At 73.6% G+C, this 15,705-nt stretch carries 18 protein-coding genes and 2 pseudogenes; 8 read left to right on the top strand and 12 right to left on the bottom strand.

The window, feature by feature from the left end; genetic code table 11:
• Positions 1-9 precede the first annotated feature (9 nt).
• Positions 10-963: a ribose-phosphate diphosphokinase gene (locus tag AC07CM_RS22530; RefSeq protein ID WP_478878211.1), complete on the bottom strand. Its 954-nt coding sequence runs from the start codon at positions 961-963 to the stop codon at positions 10-12.
• A gap of 122 nt (positions 964-1,085) precedes the next feature.
• Between AC07CM_RS22530 and AC07CM_RS22525 the strand changes: the two genes are divergently transcribed.
• Positions 1,086-1,748 carry a DUF4230 domain-containing protein gene (locus AC07CM_RS22525; RefSeq protein WP_478878210.1) on the top strand — a complete coding sequence of 221 codons (663 nt, stop codon included), beginning with the start codon at positions 1,086-1,088 and terminating at the stop codon, positions 1,746-1,748.
• Between the two features lie 14 nt (positions 1,749-1,762).
• Here AC07CM_RS22525 and AC07CM_RS22520 read toward each other — a convergent pair whose 3' ends face one another.
• The 6 genes from AC07CM_RS22520 to AC07CM_RS22495 are packed head-to-tail and all read right to left on the bottom strand — an operon-like array spanning position 1,763 to position 5,561.
• On the bottom strand, positions 1,763-3,529 hold the full coding sequence (locus tag AC07CM_RS22520; protein ID WP_478878209.1) for a complex I subunit 5 family protein: 1,767 nt from the start codon (positions 3,527-3,529) through the stop codon (positions 1,763-1,765).
• Positions 3,529-3,876, bottom strand: a complete 348-nt coding sequence (locus tag AC07CM_RS22515; protein ID WP_478878312.1) for a sodium:proton antiporter — start codon at positions 3,874-3,876, stop codon at positions 3,529-3,531. The genes AC07CM_RS22520 and AC07CM_RS22515 overlap by 1 nt, the downstream gene beginning before the upstream one ends.
• Before the next feature lie 10 nt (positions 3,877-3,886).
• Positions 3,887-4,627, bottom strand: coding sequence for a hydrogen gas-evolving membrane-bound hydrogenase subunit E (gene mbhE / locus AC07CM_RS22510; protein WP_478878208.1), 741 nt, complete (start codon positions 4,625-4,627; stop codon positions 3,887-3,889).
• Positions 4,624-4,884, bottom strand: a complete 261-nt coding sequence (locus tag AC07CM_RS22505; RefSeq protein WP_478878207.1) for a Na(+)/H(+) antiporter subunit B — start codon at positions 4,882-4,884, stop codon at positions 4,624-4,626. The genes mbhE and AC07CM_RS22505 overlap by 4 nt, the downstream gene beginning before the upstream one ends.
• 33 nt (positions 4,885-4,917) lie before the next feature.
• Positions 4,918-5,370 carry an MrpF/PhaF family protein gene (locus AC07CM_RS22500; protein ID WP_478878206.1) on the bottom strand — a complete coding sequence of 151 codons (453 nt, stop codon included), beginning with the start codon at positions 5,368-5,370 and terminating at the stop codon, positions 4,918-4,920.
• Positions 5,367-5,561 (bottom strand): hypothetical protein, encoded by a 195-nt coding sequence (locus AC07CM_RS22495; protein WP_478878205.1) that lies wholly within the window; start codon positions 5,559-5,561, stop codon positions 5,367-5,369. Before AC07CM_RS22495 ends, AC07CM_RS22500 begins: the two co-directional genes overlap by 4 nt.
• Before the next feature lie 241 nt (positions 5,562-5,802).
• Between AC07CM_RS22495 and AC07CM_RS22490 the strand changes: the two genes are divergently transcribed.
• The gene (locus tag AC07CM_RS22490) at positions 5,803-6,360 is read left to right on the top strand and encodes a VanZ family protein (protein ID WP_478878204.1); all 558 of its coding nucleotides are present in this window, start codon (positions 5,803-5,805) and stop codon (positions 6,358-6,360) included.
• A 94-nt stretch (positions 6,361-6,454) separates the two neighbouring features.
• Positions 6,455-7,690, top strand: coding sequence for a ricin-type beta-trefoil lectin domain protein (locus tag AC07CM_RS22485; RefSeq protein ID WP_478878203.1), 1,236 nt, complete (start codon positions 6,455-6,457; stop codon positions 7,688-7,690).
• 9 nt (positions 7,691-7,699) lie between these two features.
• On the opposite strand, the gene AC07CM_RS22480 is transcribed toward AC07CM_RS22485, so the two are convergent.
• A complete protein-coding gene (locus tag AC07CM_RS22480) occupies positions 7,700-7,945 on the bottom strand; it encodes a hypothetical protein (protein WP_478878202.1) in 246 nt (81 codons plus the stop codon).
• 387 nt (positions 7,946-8,332) lie between these two features.
• Entirely contained in the window at positions 8,333-8,455 is a 123-nt protein-coding gene (locus AC07CM_RS22475; RefSeq protein ID WP_478878201.1) for a hypothetical protein, read from the bottom strand.
• 159 nt (positions 8,456-8,614) lie between these two features.
• Here AC07CM_RS22475 and AC07CM_RS22470 point away from each other — a divergent pair, with 159 nt between their 5' ends.
• From AC07CM_RS22470 to AC07CM_RS22455, 4 genes are all read left to right on the top strand, one after another.
• Complete coding sequence (locus AC07CM_RS22470) at positions 8,615-9,655, top strand: PHP domain-containing protein (protein ID WP_478878200.1); 1,041 nt, start codon at positions 8,615-8,617, stop codon at positions 9,653-9,655.
• Positions 9,656-9,695: 40 nt separating this feature from the next.
• The gene (locus AC07CM_RS22465) at positions 9,696-10,352 is read left to right on the top strand and encodes an HAD family hydrolase (RefSeq protein WP_478878199.1); all 657 of its coding nucleotides are present in this window, start codon (positions 9,696-9,698) and stop codon (positions 10,350-10,352) included.
• Positions 10,353-10,661: 309 nt separating this feature from the next.
• The gene (locus AC07CM_RS22460) at positions 10,662-11,693 is read left to right on the top strand and encodes an SDR family oxidoreductase (RefSeq protein ID WP_478878198.1); all 1,032 of its coding nucleotides are present in this window, start codon (positions 10,662-10,664) and stop codon (positions 11,691-11,693) included.
• A 29-nt stretch (positions 11,694-11,722) separates the two neighbouring features.
• Positions 11,723-11,968 (top strand): hypothetical protein, encoded by a 246-nt coding sequence (locus AC07CM_RS22455; RefSeq protein ID WP_478878197.1) that lies wholly within the window; start codon positions 11,723-11,725, stop codon positions 11,966-11,968.
• Between the two features lie 16 nt (positions 11,969-11,984).
• Here AC07CM_RS22455 and AC07CM_RS22450 read toward each other — a convergent pair whose 3' ends face one another.
• From AC07CM_RS22450 to AC07CM_RS22440, 3 genes and pseudogenes are all read right to left on the bottom strand, one after another.
• Complete coding sequence (locus AC07CM_RS22450; protein WP_478878196.1) at positions 11,985-13,274, bottom strand: ROK family protein; 1,290 nt, start codon at positions 13,272-13,274, stop codon at positions 11,985-11,987.
• Positions 13,275-13,366: 92 nt separating this feature from the next.
• A complete protein-coding gene (locus tag AC07CM_RS22445; RefSeq protein WP_478878195.1) occupies positions 13,367-14,338 on the bottom strand; it encodes a phosphotransferase family protein in 972 nt (323 codons plus the stop codon).
• Between the two features lie 22 nt (positions 14,339-14,360).
• A pseudogene (locus AC07CM_RS22440) lies at positions 14,361-15,308 on the bottom strand (ferredoxin reductase domain-containing protein); the annotation flags it as partial.
• Between the two features lie 10 nt (positions 15,309-15,318).
• On the opposite strand from AC07CM_RS22440, the pseudogene AC07CM_RS22435 reads away from it, so the two are divergent.
• A pseudogene (locus AC07CM_RS22435) lies at positions 15,319-15,567 on the top strand (LuxR C-terminal-related transcriptional regulator); the annotation flags it as partial.
• Positions 15,568-15,705 lie beyond the last annotated feature (138 nt).

Below are 15,705 nucleotides of genomic sequence, written 5' to 3'. Positions count from 1 at the left end.
GTTGCCCGGCTAGGCGCCGCGCGGCTCCTCGAACAGGGCGCTGACGGACTCGCCGTTGTGGATACGGCGTACGGCCTCGGCGAGGGCGGGGGCGATGGACAGGACGCGCAGCTTGTCGGTGTGCTCGTCCTGGGGCACCGGCACGGTGTTGGTGCAGACGATCTCCAGCACGTCGGGGTGCTCGCTCAGCCGCTTGAGCGCTCCGGCCGCGAACAGCCCGTGCGTGCACGCCACCCGGATCGAACGCGGCCCCAGCTCGCTCAGTTTCTCCAGGAGTTCGAGCACGGTGCTGCCCTTGGCGATCTCGTCGTCCAGCACGATCACGTCCCGGTCGGTGACATCGCCGATGACGGAGCTGATGCTCACCCGGTCGTCGGCGAACCGCTGTTTGGCGCCGGCCGCCACCCGCGCGCCGATCAGCCGGGCGAAGGCGGCGGCCTCCTTGGCGTTGCCGAGGTCCGGGGAGACGACCGTGGTGCGCGTCAGGTCGTACTGACGGAAGTGCGCGGCCAGTTCGCGCAGCGCGTGCAGGTGGTCCACCGGGACCGAGAAGAAGCCGTGCACCTGGGGCGCGTGCAGGGTCATCGCGAGGACCCGGCTCGCGCCCGCCGCCACCAGCAGGTCGGCGACCAGCCGCCCGCCGAGGGAGATGCGGGGCGCGTCCTTCTTGTCGGAGCGGGCGTAGGAGTAGTGCGGCATGACGACGGTGATCCGGCCGGCGGAGGCGCCCCGGGCCGCGTCGCACATCAGCAGCAGCTCGACCAGGTGCTCCTGCACCGGTCTGACCAGCGGCTGGATCAGGAAGACGTCCCGCTCCCGGCAGTTGGCCTGAAGCTGCACCTCCAGACAGTCGTTGGCGAAGCGGCTGACCCGGGTGGGGCTGAGCGGCACGCCGAGGTGGGTGCAGACCTCCTGAGCCAGTTCGGGATGGGCACTGCCACTGAACACGGCGATGTCTCGCACGATCCGCTCCTCGCATGATCAACACGGGCTGCGCCGTCATGCTACTGGCGGCACACCGCCGACTCGGCGGTCTGGCGGCGCGTTCGGCGGGAATCCGGTCAGCAGGAAGGAGGACCGTCGCGATGACGACTTCCGCAAGTCGCCCGCCCCGGCGCATGCCTGGCTGGGCCAAGGTGGTGACCGCGTTCGTCCTGGTGCTCGTGGTGCTGTTCGCGGGCATCAGGCTGGCCGTACTCCCGGGCATCAAGGACCTGTTCGGCACCGAGTCGCACGACCGTTCCGGCCCCGCACTGCTCAAGTCCATCCAGGACATGAGCCGTTACGACGCCGCCTCAGGCAACTTCCAGGTGGTCGTGGACCTGGAGAAGGACGCCAAGTACCTGCCCGACGCGATCCGCGGCAGCCGCACCCTGTACGTCGGCGCGGGCACCGTGGACGCCTACGTCGACCTCGGCCGGATCGGGAGGAAGGACGTGTCGGTCAACGGCGACCGCACCTCGGTCACCCTCCGGCTGCCGCACGCCCGGCTCGGCAGACCGGCCCTGGACCCCGACCGCTCCTACGCCGTGTCCAAGCAGCGCGGCCTGCTCGACCGGATCGGCGACCTGTTCTCGGACAACCCCAACAGCGAGCAGGCGGTGCAGAAGCTCGCCGTCAGGCACATCGGGGCGGCCGCGAAGGACAGCGGGCTGACCGCGCGGGCCGAGACCAACACCACCGACATGCTGCGGGGGCTGCTGCGCTCCCTCGGCTTCAAGGAGGTGCGTGTCTCGTACGGGTCCTGATCCGCGCCCGCCGGTCAGCCGCCCAGCACCCCCGGCAGGACGAGCAGGCCCAGCGCGGTGGCGCCGAACAGCAGCCAGGCCACGTAGTCGCCGACGTGGCCCGACTGCAGGCGGCGCAGCGGCAGCGCCCAGTCCGGGGCGGCCACCCAGCGCGGCCGGGTCACGGCGAGGGCGGCGACGCCCACCGCGAGCAGGCTGGAGAACAGGCCCAGCAGGATGCCCTCCAGCGTCCAGTGGACGGAGGCGTGGGCGCCGCCCGACCCGGCCTCGTTGACCGAGCGGGCCACCAGTCCGGCGAAGCCGGGGGCCACACCCACGGCGAAGGCCGCGGCGAGCAGCACGGCGGGCACCGCGGTCATGGAGTCGGGGATGCGGCTCAGGATGCCACCGGTCTCGGGCTGTTCGTCGGCACCGCTGGTCTCGTAGTCGGCGTCCTCCGGGCGCGGGCCGAGGCCCAGGAACACCCGGGCCGTGACCCGCAGGACGGCGCCCCCGGTGATCGCGGAGGCCACCACGTAGAGCACGGTGAGCGGGCCGCCGACCGCCTCCTCCGCGATCGCCTTGCCGAGCGCCGTACCGAACGGCGGCAGTCCCGCGAGGGCGAGGCCGCCGATCGCGAACATCACCCCGAACGCGCGCAGCGCCCGGGCCCTGCCGTGCAGGGCGTGCTCGTCGACGCTGCCGTACCGGTCGAGCAGGGCGCCGGTGCAGGCGAACAACGCGGCCTTCACCCCGGCGTGCCCGACGATGTACAGCGCGATCCCATCGTCCCCCTCCGGCGTGAGCACGCCGAGCCCGACGAGGAACAGACCGGTGTGCGCGACGGTGGAGTACGCCAGCAGCCGTTTGATGTGCCGCTGGTACCAGCACATGACGGCGCCGACGGCGGAGGTGAGCACGCCGAGGGTCACCAGCGCCCGGGTCAGGTCGGCGGCCGGGATGCCGCCGGGCCCGGCGAAGACGGTGCCGTACACGCGCCAGACGCCGTAGGAGCCGAGTTCGACCATGACGCCGGACAGCAGCATGCACACCGGGGTGGGTGCGACCGCGTGCGCGTCGGGGAGCCAGAAGTGGAACGGCACGGCGGCCGCCTTCACCAGCAGTCCCACCATGACCAGTACGAAGGCGGCGAGGACCAGGGCGTCCGGACCGTTCTGGGCGGCCGCTCCGTCGATGCCCCGGCCGATCTTCGCCATGGCCAGTTCGCCGGTACGGGCGTACAGCAAGGCGATGCCCATCAGCAGTGCGTAGGCGCCGAGGGAGTTGACGACGCCGAAGGTCAGCGCGCCCTGCACGGCCTTGGCGTCGTCGATCCGATAGCCGGTCAGCGCGTAGGCGACGACGCTCATCAGCTCGAAGAACACGAACGCGTTGAACAGGTCGCCCGCGATCGCGAACCCGCACATGGCGCCCTGGAAGACCAGCATCAGCGCCGGGAAGGAGCCGGCGTGGCCGCGCGGCGGCTCGTCGAAGTAGCGCCAGGAGTAGGCGAGCGCGGACAGGGTGAGCAGCGAGACGAGCGCGGCCATGCCCAGTGCCGGGCCGTCCCCGACGAGCACGATGCCGACGCTCTCCCCGTCGACGGGCCGCCAGTCGCCGACCCATTCCACCAGCGGGGGCGAGGAGTTGAGGAGCAGCACCAGGGCGAGGGCGGCCGTGCCGCCGGAGACCACGCAGCCGCTGATCTCGGCGACCGGCCGGGGCAGCAGACGGCCGGCGGCCACCAGCAGGGCGGCGCCGAGCAGCGGCACGGCGACGAGCAACGGGAGCAGGTGGTGCATCAGCCGCGCAGCTCTCTCAGTTCGTCGGGGTCGACCGTGCCGTGCCGTTTGGCGATCTGCAGGACGAGGGCGAGCAGCAGCGCGGTGACGGTGGCGCCGACGACGATGTCGGTGAGGGTGAGGGCCTGCACGACCGGGTCCACGAGCGGGCGCGAGCCGGGCTTGATGTCGGAGAAGACCGGAGCGGTGCCGCCGTCGCGATATCCGACGGCCAGCAGCAGGATGTACGTGGATGCCTGGCACACGGCGAGGCAGCCGACGGCGTGGATCAGGTTGCGACTGGTGGCGAGGCCGTAGCAGCCCGTCAGAAAGACGTAGGCGGCGACCAGGTAGGGCAGGGCGTGCATCACGGCCATCTCAACTCCCCTGTTCCTCCTCGATCTCGACGGCCTGGTCCAGGAAGCTCGCGAGCAGCACGATGACCGCGCTCGCCACTTCCATGCCGACGGCCGCGTTCAGCAGCGGGACGGTGCCGCCGGAGGACAGCGTGTTGAAGGTGCCGTACGGCAGCAGCGTGTTGGCCAGGAACGCGGTGCCCGCGAGGACGCCGGCGAAGCCCAGGACGAGGTAGGCGCAGACGGCCAGCGCGTCGGCGGCCCTGTACGTCTCGAGCGGACGGACGCGTTCCAGGGCGCGGTAGTCGGCGCCGAGGTAGAGCAGGTGCAGGGCGGTCGCGGCGACGACCCCGCCCTGGAAGCCGCCGCCGGGGCTGAGCTGGCCGTGGGCGACGACGTACAGGCCGGTGAGGAGGGCGACGGGCAGGACGACGAGGGCGTAGCGGCGGACGGGCCGGACCACGTCGGCGGGCTCCGGCTGCGCGCGGTGCTCGTCGCGGGCCTGGCGCAGGAGCACCACGACGCCGAGGACGGCGGCGAACAGGATGCTCATCTCGCCGAGGGTGTCGTAGGCGCGCTGGTCGAAGTTGACGGAGGCGATGGTGTTGGCGACGTGCCGGTCCAGGGAGGCGCGCACGGCCCGCTCGCCGTACGGGTGCCGGGTGCCTCCGAAGGAGGGCAGGTCGAGGCAGGCGGCGACCAGCAGCGCGGCCATCCCCGCGCCGCCGACGGCCAGCAGCCACAGCCGCAGCCGCCGGCTCATCGCGCGCCGTCCTTCGTCCGCCCGCGCCGTCTGACCTTGCGCACCGACAGCATGATCAGGAGCGGGGTGAGCGCGGAGCCGACCGCCAGCTGTGACAGGCCGACGTCGGGTGCCTGGAGCACGGTGAACAGGGCGGCCAGGACGACACCGAGCAGGGACAGCACCAGGGCCTGCCGCGCCGGGTCGCGCACGGCCACGGCGGCGGTGGCGGAGGCGGCGACCAGGAGCAGGGCCACGACGATCACGGCGTCGGCCATGCCGCACCTCCCCCGCACGCACCCGGCATCAGGTCAGCCACCGCGCACTCCCCGGAATCCGCCGGCGAGGGCCCGCGAGGCGATCACGTTCCCGCCGATCAGCAGGGCGCCGATCACCAGCAGCTTCGCCATCGCCCGGCCGGGGCCGGTGGCCACGCACACGGCGACCACGACCACCGCGCTCAGGCCGGCGGCCGCCCAGGTCAGTCCCCAGGCGCTCGGCCGGTCGTCCGCCGGCTCGTCGGCGAGCAGGCGGGCGAAGACGAGGGTGCCGACCGGGCCGAGCAGGGCCAGCAGCAGGGCGAGGTCGACGTAGGCGGGGCGGTCGTAGCCCTGCGCGAGCAGCAGCAGGGCCGGGCAGATCGCGGAGGTGGTCAGGTTCTGGGCCACGGCCCGGCGGGGCAGCGGGCCGGTGGCCACCCCCCAAAGGACCGCCGCTCCGGCCACGCCCAGTTCGACGGTGGCCGCGAGGATCCAGCCGTTCACCGCCAGGTCACCGCCCGCCGCCCGGCCCGGGCCGGCAGCGCGGCCACCGCGGCGGCACTCGCGCCGACGATCCGCTCCAGCGTGTCGACCGAGGTGATGAACACGAGCCACAGCAGGGCGAGTCCGGCCCACCAGGCCAGGAGTTCACCCACCACGAGGAGGGCCCTGCGCGGGGCCGTACGCCGGGTCATCCGCCACCTCCTCGATCCGCTTCGGCCAGATATGCGGGCATGTGTCCGGTACACCGCTTGGGGCATCCAAGCACCGCCGGGCACCTGAAGGGCGGCGGCACGCGGGCCCGTGCCCGGAGTGCCCCGGGAGCGTGAACGGAAACCGGCGGGAAGCGTCCGGAGCCGCGGGGGCGGCGGCATCCCCGGCCGTTCGGCGGGTAACCGCCCCACGACACCGGGAAGTTGACGACTGGAGGACCGAATGACCCGCTCCGCCCTGCGCCTGCCCGCGGCCCTGCGCTCCCCCGGCAAACGGGGGCGGACCGAGAAGGCCCGCCCGGGACGCGCGCGGCACGCGCTCGCCCTCCCCGTCCGGCTGCTGGCCATGCTGGTCGCGTTCGCCTTCATGGTGGCGTTCGCGGTCGTCCTGGCCCGGCTCACCCTGCAGCCGTCCCCGGCGTCGGTGTCGCTGACGCACAGCAATCTGCACCCCGGCCAGTCCCTGAGGGCCTATGTGGAGCACGCGGGGGTGCGGGACGCGGTCAAGCAGATCGGCGGGAACGTGCTGCTCGGCGTCCCGTTCGGCATCCTGGTGCCGGTCCTCGCGCCACGCGCCCGGGGCCTTCTCCAGGTGGCGGCACTCACGGCCCTGGTGATGCTGATGGTGGAGCTGGTCCAGGGGGCGCTGGTCACCGGGCGCGCCTTCGACATCGATGACGTCATCCTCAACACGGCCGGGGCGCTGATCGGTTGGCTGCTCCTCGGTCGGCGGCTCGGGCGTGCGGTGCACGCGCGCGTGCGCAAGCCGTCGACTGAGTGATCGTCAAGAAGTGGTCCGTACCAAGGTATTGACGCCCCCTTATCTCACTTCTTAAATCAAGAAGCATCACACCCCCCACGCCGAACGGAGAGCCATGGCCTCCCCACGCCTGCTGCGCAGATGTCTGCTCGCCGCCCTGTCCGCCGCGCTGGTCGGCTCGGCCGCCGTCGGCCCGGCCCGGGCCCAGACCGACGCCCCGGCGGCCGCCGCTGCCGTCAGCACCTTCTCCGACGACTTCGACGGGCCCGCGGGCTCGGCGGTCGACTCCTCGAAGTGGACGCTGGAGACCGGTGACAACGTCAACAACCACGAGCGGCAGTACTACACGTCCGGCACGAAGAACGCGGCCCTGGACGGCCAGGGCCACCTGGTGATCACGGCCCGCAAGGAGAACCCGGCGGGCTACCAGTGCTGGTACGGCAGCTGCCAGTACACCTCGGCCCGGATGAACACGGCCGGGAAGTTCAACGCGCTGTACGGCCATGTCGAGGCCCGGATGAGGATCCCGCGCGGGCAGGGCATGTGGCCCGCCTTCTGGATGCTCGGCACCCCGGTGAACTGGCCGGACTCGGGCGAGATCGACGTGATGGAGAACGTCGGCTTCGAACCGTCGACCGTGCACGGCACCATCCACGGCCCCGGCTACTCCGGGTCGGGCGGCATAGGCGCCGGCTACACCCTGCCCGGCGGGCAGGCCTTCGCGGACTCCTTCCACACCTTCGCCGTGGACTGGGCACCCGACTCGATCACCTGGTCGGTGGACGGGAACGTCTACCAGCGGCGCACACCCGCCGACCTGGGCGGGAAGACCTGGGTGTTCGACAAGCCGTTCTTCCTGATCCTGAACCTGGCGGTGGGCGGCTACTGGCCGGGCGATCCGGACGGCTCCACCCAGTTCCCCCAGCAACTGGTGGTCGACTCGGTGTCGGTGACGACGAGCGGCACCGCGGCCGGTGTCCCGATCCGGAGCCTCGCGGGCAAGTGCGTGGACGTGGCCGGCGCGAACTCCGCCAACGGCACGCCGGTCCAGCTCTACGACTGCAACGGCACCGCCGCACAGGCGTGGACCGTCGGCTCGGACGGCACGATCCGGGCGCTGGGCAAGTGCCTGGACGTGACCGGCAACGGCACGGCGGACGGCTCGACCGTGCAGCTGTGGGACTGCACGGGCGGCCCCAACCAGAAGTGGGCCCTCCCGGCGGCGCACGACATCGTCAATCCGCAGGCGAACAAGTGCCTCGACGTGACCGGGAACAACTCGGCCAACGGCACCCGGCTGCAGATCTGGACGTGCACGGGCGGTGCCAACCAGAAGTGGACGGTCGGCTGAGCCGTCGGCTCAGTGCAGCGTCCAGGTGTACTTGCCGCCGCCCACCCAGCGGACCGCGTCCGGGTCGTCGAGGTCGTGGATGGGGATGCCGTGGGAGGCGGCGGCCTCGAGGACATCGGTGACGGTCCTGGCCTCGCCGACCACCTGACCGTCGATCTCCATGATCCGGAAGGGCGGCTCGCCCGGCCTGCCGGGACACACGCCGAGCACCATGACCCGCGGTTGCGCGATGTGGGGAACTCCTTGTTCGGTCATGCAATAGAGCCTAGAACGCGGCGCGCCAGGACGACTCATCCGCGGGAGCCGTCCAGAAGATCGAGGACCGTCGCCTCCACGGCTCCCCGCGTGGCCGGGCGCCCGAAATCCCCGTGCTCCCCCAGGCGGGTGAGCACGGGGCGATCGTCACGTCCCGCTCGTACGGCTCGAAGGCATTCGGATCGATGCAGCAGGACCGGCACCCGGCCGGGGTGTTGCCCGGGTAGTGGCCGGCCTCCCGGACGGCGCGCGCGGTCTGCCGGCGCCGCACGGCCCCGGCGGCGCGGGCGACGGTGTGCGCCTGGTCGTCGGAGGGTGCGGACGGTCTCGGTGCCGCCCTTGACGGGGTGGCTGAACGTGATCGCGCCCCGGCCGCAGGTCACGTGCTCACCGCGCATGGTCGTCAGGCAGTAGCAGGCCCGCCTCGGCCGGGCGCACGGCCGTGGCGCGGCCGATGCCGCTGTCCGCGCCGTTGATCACGGCGGTTCGCTGCGTGTCCGGTGTGGGCATGGCGAGGCTCCTCGGGTGGTCGCGCGGACGAGTTCTCGCAGTACCCGGGGGTGGTGTGGGCGAACCGCCGTGGGGGCGGGGGCCGTCGCGCGCCGTCGCAGGTCGGCAGGTCGCGCGGCTCCCCGCGCCCCTTCGGAGCGTGGATGCAACCCTGTTCGCATGGATCCCGTCGACGCCCTGGACCGGATTGCCTTTCTGCTGGAGCGGTCGTTGGCGCCCACGTACCGGGTGAAGGCCTTTCGTACCGCCGGGCGGGTGCTGGCCGGGCTGTCCGCGGAGGAGGTCGCCGAGCGGGCGGAGGCCGGCACCCTGGAGTCGCTGAAGGGGGTCGGCCCGAAGACCGCGCAGGTGGTACGGGAGGCCCTGGCCGGGGAGGTGCCCGGCTATCTGCGCACGCTGGAGGAGGAGGCCGGCCCGCAGGTCGCCTCCGGTCCCGGCGCGGAGCTGCGGGCGCTGCTGCGCGGGGACTGCCACACGCACTCGGACTGGTCGGACGGCGGCAGCCCGATCGAGGAGATGGGGCGCGCGGCGGCCCGGATCGGCCACGAGTGGACGGTCCTGACCGACCACTCCCCCCGGCTGACCGTGGCCCGGGGACTGTCCCCGGAGCGACTGCGCGAGCAGCTGGAGGTGGTGGCCGCCCTGAACGCGCGCTGGGCGCCGTTCCGGCTGCTCACCGGCATCGAGTGCGACATCCTGGAGGACGGCTCGCTGGACCAGGAACCCGAGCTGCTGGAGCGGCTGGACGTCGTGGTGGTGTCCGTGCACTCCAAGCTGCGGATGGACGCCCGCTCGATGACCCGCCGGATGGTGGCCGCCGTGCGCAACCCGCACGCGGACGTCCTCGGCCACTGCACCGGACGCCTGGTCACGGGCCGCGGGCGGCCGGAGTCGGAGTTCGACGCCGAGGAGGTCTTCGCCGCCTGCGCGGAGTCGGGTACGGCGGTGGAGATCAACAGCCGTCCCGAGCGGCTGGACCCGCCCCGGCGGCTGCTGCGCACGGCTGTGGCGGCCGGGGTGCTGTTCTCCGTCGACACCGACGCGCACGCGCCCGGCCAGCTGGACTGGCAGATCCTCGGCTGTGCCCGCGCCGAGGAGTGCCGGGTGCCCGCCGAACGGGTGGTGACCACCTGGTCCGCCGAGGAGCTGCTGGCCTGGACGCGTGAGGGCCGTACGCCGGCGCGCGTGGCGGGTTCCTGACGTGGTACCCGGACCCGGAGCCAGAGAAAGGACCTCCGGGATGGACCGTGCCGCCGTCTTCGACGTCGACGGAACCCTCGTCGACACCAATCACCTGCACGTCGTGACCTGGTGGGAGGCCTTCCGGCAGGCGGGGCACCGGGTGCCCATGCACGCCGTCCACCGGGCCGTCGGCCTGGGCTCCACGGACCTGATCGCCCATCTGCTCGGCGACGACCGCGACGAGGACCGGGACGCCGAGCTGAGCGCCGCCCACAAGGCCCTGTACGGCCAGTACTTCGACCGGCTGCCCGCCCTGCCGGGGGCCGGGGAACTGCTGCGGCGGCTGCACGGGGACGGCTGGACGGTCGTACTGGCCACCTCCGCGAGCGGCGCCGAACTGGGCGCGCTGCGCCGGGCGATCGACGCGGACGACGCCATCGCGGGCACCGCGAGCGCCGAGGACGTGACGGAGGGCAAGCCCGCCCCGGAGCCCGTGGAGCACGCCCTGGAACTGGCCGGGGCGCCCGCCTCCCGGGCGGTGTTCGTCGGGGACACCGTGTGGGACATGCGGGCGGGCGGCAAGGCCGGGGTGCGCTGCGTGGGGCTGCTGTGCGGCGGGATTCCGCGGGCCGACCTGGAGGAGGCGGGAGCGGAGACGGTGTACGCCGACCCCGCGGACCTGCTGGACCGGCTCGGCACGAGTCCGCTGGCCTGAGCATCACCAGGAGTGAGTGACGCAGGTCATCGCGGCGGCCGGCACCCCAGGTGGTTGCCCGTTTAACCAACCGTGGGTGCGGATGGGACAGTGTCCCCGGGCCTCACCTTTTGCCCACAGGGACGATCGTTCGGCTGAAGCCCTGTGGAGCCTTTCGCCGAGAGGCGACCGCCATCCGTGCCCATCACCTGGCCGCCCCGGTCGTGATTCCCCCGTCACGGCCGGGGCTTTCCCTGCCCCCGCCGTGTGCGCGTGCGCCGCACGGGTACCCGGCGAGTCTCCCGAAGCCTCCGCCGAGAGGAGCCGAAGGTGAGCAGCGCAACGGGCAGCAGGGTCGTGGTGACGGGCGCCACCGGCAATGTCGGTACGAGTGTGGTGCGCCTGCTCTCGGACGATCCCGGGATCAAGTCGGTCCGGGGTCTCGCGCGGCGGACGCCCGAGTGGTCCCCGCCGAAGGTGGAGTGGTCCTCGATCGATCTGTCGTCCGAGACGGCCAACCTGGCCGAGCGGTTCGAGGGCGCCGACGCGGTGGTCCACCTGGCCTGGGCGTTCCAGCCGACGCACGATCCCGCGGTCACCTGGCGGACCAATGTGCTCGGCGGCATCCGGGTTTTCGAGGCGGTTGCCGCGGCCAGGGTGCCGGTGCTGGTGCACGCCTCGTCCGTGGGCGCCTACTCCCCCGGCCCGAAGGACCACCCGGTCGACGAGTCGTGGCCCACGCACGGCTGGCCGGACGCCGCCTACTGCCGGGAGAAGGCATACCTGGAGCGCACCCTGGACACCTTCGAGCGTGACCATCCCGAGGTCCGGGTGGTCCGGATGCGCCCGGCCTTCCTGTTCAAGTGGGAGTCGGCGAGCGAACAGCGCCGGATCTTCGGCGGCCGCTTCCTGCCGGGCCCGCTGGCCCGGCCCGAGCTGCTGCCGTTCCTGCCCGACGTCCGGGGCCTTCGGATGCAGGCGCTGCACACCGACGACGCCGCCGAGGCCTACCGGCTCGCGGTGCACTCGGAGACCGCCCGGGGCGCCTTCAACCTCGCGGCAGACCCGCCGGTGGACGCCGCGTTCCTGGGCGAGATGCTCGGCACCCGCTCGGTCCGGCTGCCGCGCACGGCCGCCCGGTCGGCGATCGCCGCGGCCTGGGGGCTGCATCTGCTCCCCGCCTCCCCGCACCTGTTCGACGCGGTCCTGCGCCTGCCGCTGATGGACTGCACCCGGGCGCGCACCGGCCTCGGCTGGCACCCGCGGCGCACGGCGGACGAGGTGCTGCGGGAGTTCCTGGAGGGGCTGCAGAAGGGCGGCGGAATGGAAACCGAGCCGATGCGCGGGCGGAAGGTCGGCTGAGCCGTGTCGGCGAGCCAAGGAGGAACCGCATGACCGCACAGCCGGACCCGCAGACCGGTGAACACGAGCAGCCGGTCCCACGCGATCTGCCGGACCAGCAGGCCCGTCCCGGTGAGGACCCGTGGGACGCCGCCCAGGGGCGTGGTCCCGACGAGGCGCCGGACAGGGACGAGGACGTGCCCGCCACCGACGAGGCCGGCACCGGACCCCGTGGCGCACCGCGCCCGGGCACGGTGCATCCCGAACACCCGGTACCGGACGAGCCCTCGGACTGAGCCCGCCGTACACCGTTCAGCGCGGCGCCCGCTCCTCCAGTGCGGCCCGCCAGGCCGGGTGCCGGTCCTCGGTGGCCGGTTCGGCGCGGCGGCCGCCGCGGGCGAAGAAGTCGGCGAGGGGCAGGATCGCCGCGCCGACGGTGACCGCGTCGGGGCCGAGCCGGCCCAGGTCGATGGTGACCCGGTCGGCCGGGTGGCGCAGGGCGTACGTCGTCGCGTGCCGGCGTACGGCGGGCAGGAACCGGGTGCCGAGCTGGAGGCCGGCCCAGCCGCCGATCAGGATCCGCTCGGGCTGGAAGAGGTTGATCAGGTCGGACAGGCCGGCGCCGAGGTACTCGGCGGTCTCCTCCAGGACGGCGAGCGCGACGGGGTCCGGGTCCCGGCCGCCGGCCGGGTAGGCGGCGGCGAGCATCGCGGTGAGCGCGGTCTCCTCGTCGGCGCCCTCGGGCGGCCGGCCGCCCTCCTCGCGCCAGCGGGCGAGCAGCGACTCGGCACCGGCGTAGGCCTCCAGGCAGCCCGGCGCACCGCACCGGCAGCGGCGCCCCCGGACCCGTACGGTCAGATGGCCCCACTCGACGGCGCGCCCGTGCTCCACCTCCGGGGTGACCAGGCAGGCGCCGACGCCGGAGCCGAAGAGCACGACCACCGCGTTGCGGGCGCCGCGCCCGGCGCCGAACCACATCTCGGCCTGGCCCAGGGTCTTGGCCCCGTTGTCGATGAAGTACCGCACGCTCTCCGGAAGTCGGGAGGTCGAGCGGAGCAGCTCCTCGAGCGGGACGGCGTCCCAGCCGATGGTCTGTCCGTGCACCACGGTGCCCCGGTCCGCCGTGTGCTCGACGATGCCGGGGACGCCGACCCCGACGCCCAGCAGCCGCTCGGGCGAGGCCTCCTCGGCGGCGAGGACCTCGGCGATGCCGTCGCGGATGTGACCGACGATGAGGTCGACGTCGTAGCCCTGCTGGGTCAGCGGGCGTTCGGTGCGGGCGAGTTCGGTGAGGGCGAGGTCGAACAGCTCCACGCGGACCCGGGTCTCGCCGACGTCGACGCCGATCATCTGCCCGCTGTGCGGGGCGACGCGCAGCAGGGTGCGGGGCCGGCCGCCGTCGGAGTCGACGCTGCCGGCCTCCTCGACCAGTCCGTCGGCGACCAGGTCCGCGACCACGTTGCTGACCGAGCCGGAGCTCAGTCCCGTGACCGGGCCCAGCTCGAAGCGGCTGAGCGGGCCGTCGAAGTACAGCCGCTGCAGCACGGCCGTGCGGTTGCCCCGTCTGAGGTCGCGTACCGTGCGCCCGTTCCGCCCCGCCATGTGGCTCCCTCCGAACCTTGTCCCGACCTGCAACATACCCTTCGGAACAGCCCGGACGCGACTTTCCGACAACCCTTATTTCATGTGGTGAGCTAAGCGCGGGCCACCTTGATCCCGTCCAGCGCCGCGAGGAGTTCCGGTGCGACCGCCTCCTGGACCCAGCGGGCGTGCCCCTCCGCGACCGCCCGCGGGACCGTCTCCACCAGCATGATCAGGTAGAGGTGGGCACGGTAGAGGGCGAGCCGCAGGCGCTCCGCCGGCCCGAACTCCGCGTGGCCCCCGGCCTGCCGGCAGTCCGCGAGGAAGGCCTCGTCCTTCTCGATGTCGCCCAGCAGGGCGAGGTAGACGGAGTCCGCGAGGGGGTCGCCCCAGAACATGCGCTCGCCGTCGATGAGGCCGCCGATGCGGGTGCCGTCGGGCGCGCGCTCGACGAGGACGTTGCCCGGCCGCAGGTCGAAGTTGACGGGGCGCGGCTCGGTGACCTCGCCCAGGGCGGGGTGGGCGGCACCGGCGGTACGGGCCACCTCGTCGACGGGCCGGGGCAGCCGGACCCCGTAGCGGCGGGCGTCGTCCAGGACCGCGTCGAACATCGCGGTGAACGCGGTCCGCCAGTCGGGGACGAGCGGGCCCAGGGCGCCGGACGGGTAACCGAAGCCAGGCCCGGCAACCCGGTGCAGCCGGGCGACGTGACCGCCCAACTCCGCGCGCAACGGGGCCCGTTCGGCCTTCGTCGGGGAATCGTCCCAGGGGGCGCCGGGGCAGGCGGTCTGCAGCAGGTGCCGTACCTGTGGGGTGGGGTCGGCGTGCAGCGTGCGCGGTGCGGGGACGCCGGCCTCGGCGGCGGCGCGCGAGAACTCCGCCTCGGAGTGCGGCAGGCGGGCCTCGTAGCGCGGGCCGGGCGCGTTCGGCGCGGCCTTCAGGACGCAGCGGGTGCCGTCGGTGAGCCGCAGTTCCTCGACGGTGTTGCAGGTGCCGCCGCCCAGCGGGCGCACCCCGGTCAGCCGGCCGGGCGGGATGCCCGCCGCGGCCAGGACCCGCCGGGCCCGCTCCTCCGGCTCCCCCACCCTGCGCTCCCTCCCGTGCGGGTCACCCCGCCGCGTACACGTCCTCGACGTACCGCCCGTCCGCCACGAGCGAGTCCAGCCACCGTCCGGCGGCCGCCCCGTCGGCGCCGGGGGTGCGTTCCCGGTACAGGGTACGGAACGCCTCGCGAACGCCGGGTGTCATCCGGGCGCCGTCGCCGCAGACGTACACCCGGGCCCCGGCGGTCAGCAGCTCCCAGACCTCGTCGGCCTCGGCGGCGATGCGGTGCTGCACGAAGAGGGCACCGTTGTCGGGCGCGGCGCTGAAGGCCGGGCGCAGGGACACGGCTCCGGCGGCCTCGGCAGCGCGGAGTTCGGCGGCGTGCAGGAAGTCCGCGCCGGGGCGTCGCAACCGAAGTAGAGCAGTGCCGGAGGCAGTTCGGCCCCTGCGGCGCGGGCCGCTGTGCGGTCGGCGACGGCGCCGCGGAACGGGGCGAGCCCGGTGCCCGCCGCGACCATCACCACGGGGCCACCGCCGTCGATCCGGAAGGCCTCCCGGCAGGGCTGGACGCGGGCGTACACGGTGTCGCCCGGCCGCAGGGACGCGAGGTACCCGGAGCCGGTGCCCCGGTAGCGACCCCTTCCGGAGCGGGCGGGGGCGTCCAGCACGGAGACCATGAGGTCCACGTGGCGCGGGTGGGCCGCCGGGGAGGAGGAGATGGAGTAGTGGCGGGGGGCGGATCGGGGACAGCAGGTCGAGGAGGCGCGGCCAGTCCAGGGCGCCCCGCAGGGCGGGGTGGTCCTGGAGGATCTCCACCAGAGTGCGGGGATCGTCGCCGGTCAGGGCCGCGAGGGCGGCGCGCTCGGGCGGGCACGGGTTGGCCTCGGCGAGCAGGGCGAGCTGCCGCACGGTCGGCCGCTCCCCCAACTCGACCTGATGGGACAACAGATGACGTGCTGTCAGTGGGCGGTCCACGGCGAGACCTTCACGGCGCGGGCTGGTGGCCCGCACGACCCGCGCCGAGCCGGAGCCCGCCGCGGTCACGCCGGTGGAGGGCCGGGTGCCGGCGCTGCTGGCCCAGGGCGGCACCACGGCCCGGGCCGCCCGCGAGCTGGGCCTCAGCAAGGACGGCGTCACCTACCACCTACGGCGCCTGTCGGCCCGGTGGACCGCGGCCAACCGCACCGAACTGGTCGCCCGCGCCTACGCCTTGGGCGTGCTCACGCCCGGCGTGTGGCCACCGGAGGCGAGGGTGACCGGGGCGGGGTGAGGGGTGGCTGTCTCGGGGGCCGGGCGGTGGGAGAAGCGCCCGCCTCGGACGCCGGACCGATGGAAGAGGCACCCGCACCGGAGGCCGGGCCTGAGGACGAAGCACCCGCACCGGACACCAACCCGGAGGGCGAAGCCC

Source organism: Streptomyces sp. NPDC044061, from assembly GCF_056434305.1.
Note: the sequence above shows the minus strand (reverse complement) of the source record. Positions and strands in the feature narration are given on the sequence as shown.

What these genes read in the sequence shown, in the direction of transcription:
- AC07CM_RS22525 (WP_478878210.1), top strand. Translation starts at nt 1,086, where the DNA reads ATGACGACTTCCGCAAGTCGCCCGCCCCGGCGCATGCCTGGCTGGGCC.
- AC07CM_RS22520 (WP_478878209.1), bottom strand. Translation starts at nt 3,529, where the DNA reads ATGCACCACCTGCTCCCGTTGCTCGTCGCCGTGCCGCTGCTCGGCGCC.
- AC07CM_RS22515 (WP_478878312.1), bottom strand. Translation starts at nt 3,876, where the DNA reads ATGCACGCCCTGCCCTACCTGGTCGCCGCCTACGTCTTTCTGACGGGC.
- mbhE (WP_478878208.1), bottom strand. Translation starts at nt 4,627, where the DNA reads ATGAGCCGGCGGCTGCGGCTGTGGCTGCTGGCCGTCGGCGGCGCGGGG.
- AC07CM_RS22505 (WP_478878207.1), bottom strand. Translation starts at nt 4,884, where the DNA reads ATGGCCGACGCCGTGATCGTCGTGGCCCTGCTCCTGGTCGCCGCCTCC.
- AC07CM_RS22495 (WP_478878205.1), bottom strand. Translation starts at nt 5,561, where the DNA reads ATGACCCGGCGTACGGCCCCGCGCAGGGCCCTCCTCGTGGTGGGTGAA.
- AC07CM_RS22490 (WP_478878204.1), top strand. Translation starts at nt 5,803, where the DNA reads ATGACCCGCTCCGCCCTGCGCCTGCCCGCGGCCCTGCGCTCCCCCGGC.
- AC07CM_RS22485 (WP_478878203.1), top strand. Translation starts at nt 6,455, where the DNA reads ATGGCCTCCCCACGCCTGCTGCGCAGATGTCTGCTCGCCGCCCTGTCC.
- AC07CM_RS22480 (WP_478878202.1), bottom strand. Translation starts at nt 7,945, where the DNA reads ATGACCGAACAAGGAGTTCCCCACATCGCGCAACCGCGGGTCATGGTG.
- AC07CM_RS22475 (WP_478878201.1), bottom strand. Translation starts at nt 8,455, where the DNA reads ATGCCCACACCGGACACGCAGCGAACCGCCGTGATCAACGGCGCGGAC.
- AC07CM_RS22470 (WP_478878200.1), top strand. Translation starts at nt 8,615, where the DNA reads ATGGATCCCGTCGACGCCCTGGACCGGATTGCCTTTCTGCTGGAGCGG.
- AC07CM_RS22465 (WP_478878199.1), top strand. Translation starts at nt 9,696, where the DNA reads ATGGACCGTGCCGCCGTCTTCGACGTCGACGGAACCCTCGTCGACACC.
- AC07CM_RS22455 (WP_478878197.1), top strand. Translation starts at nt 11,723, where the DNA reads ATGACCGCACAGCCGGACCCGCAGACCGGTGAACACGAGCAGCCGGTC.
- AC07CM_RS22450 (WP_478878196.1), bottom strand. Translation starts at nt 13,274, where the DNA reads ATGGCGGGGCGGAACGGGCGCACGGTACGCGACCTCAGACGGGGCAAC.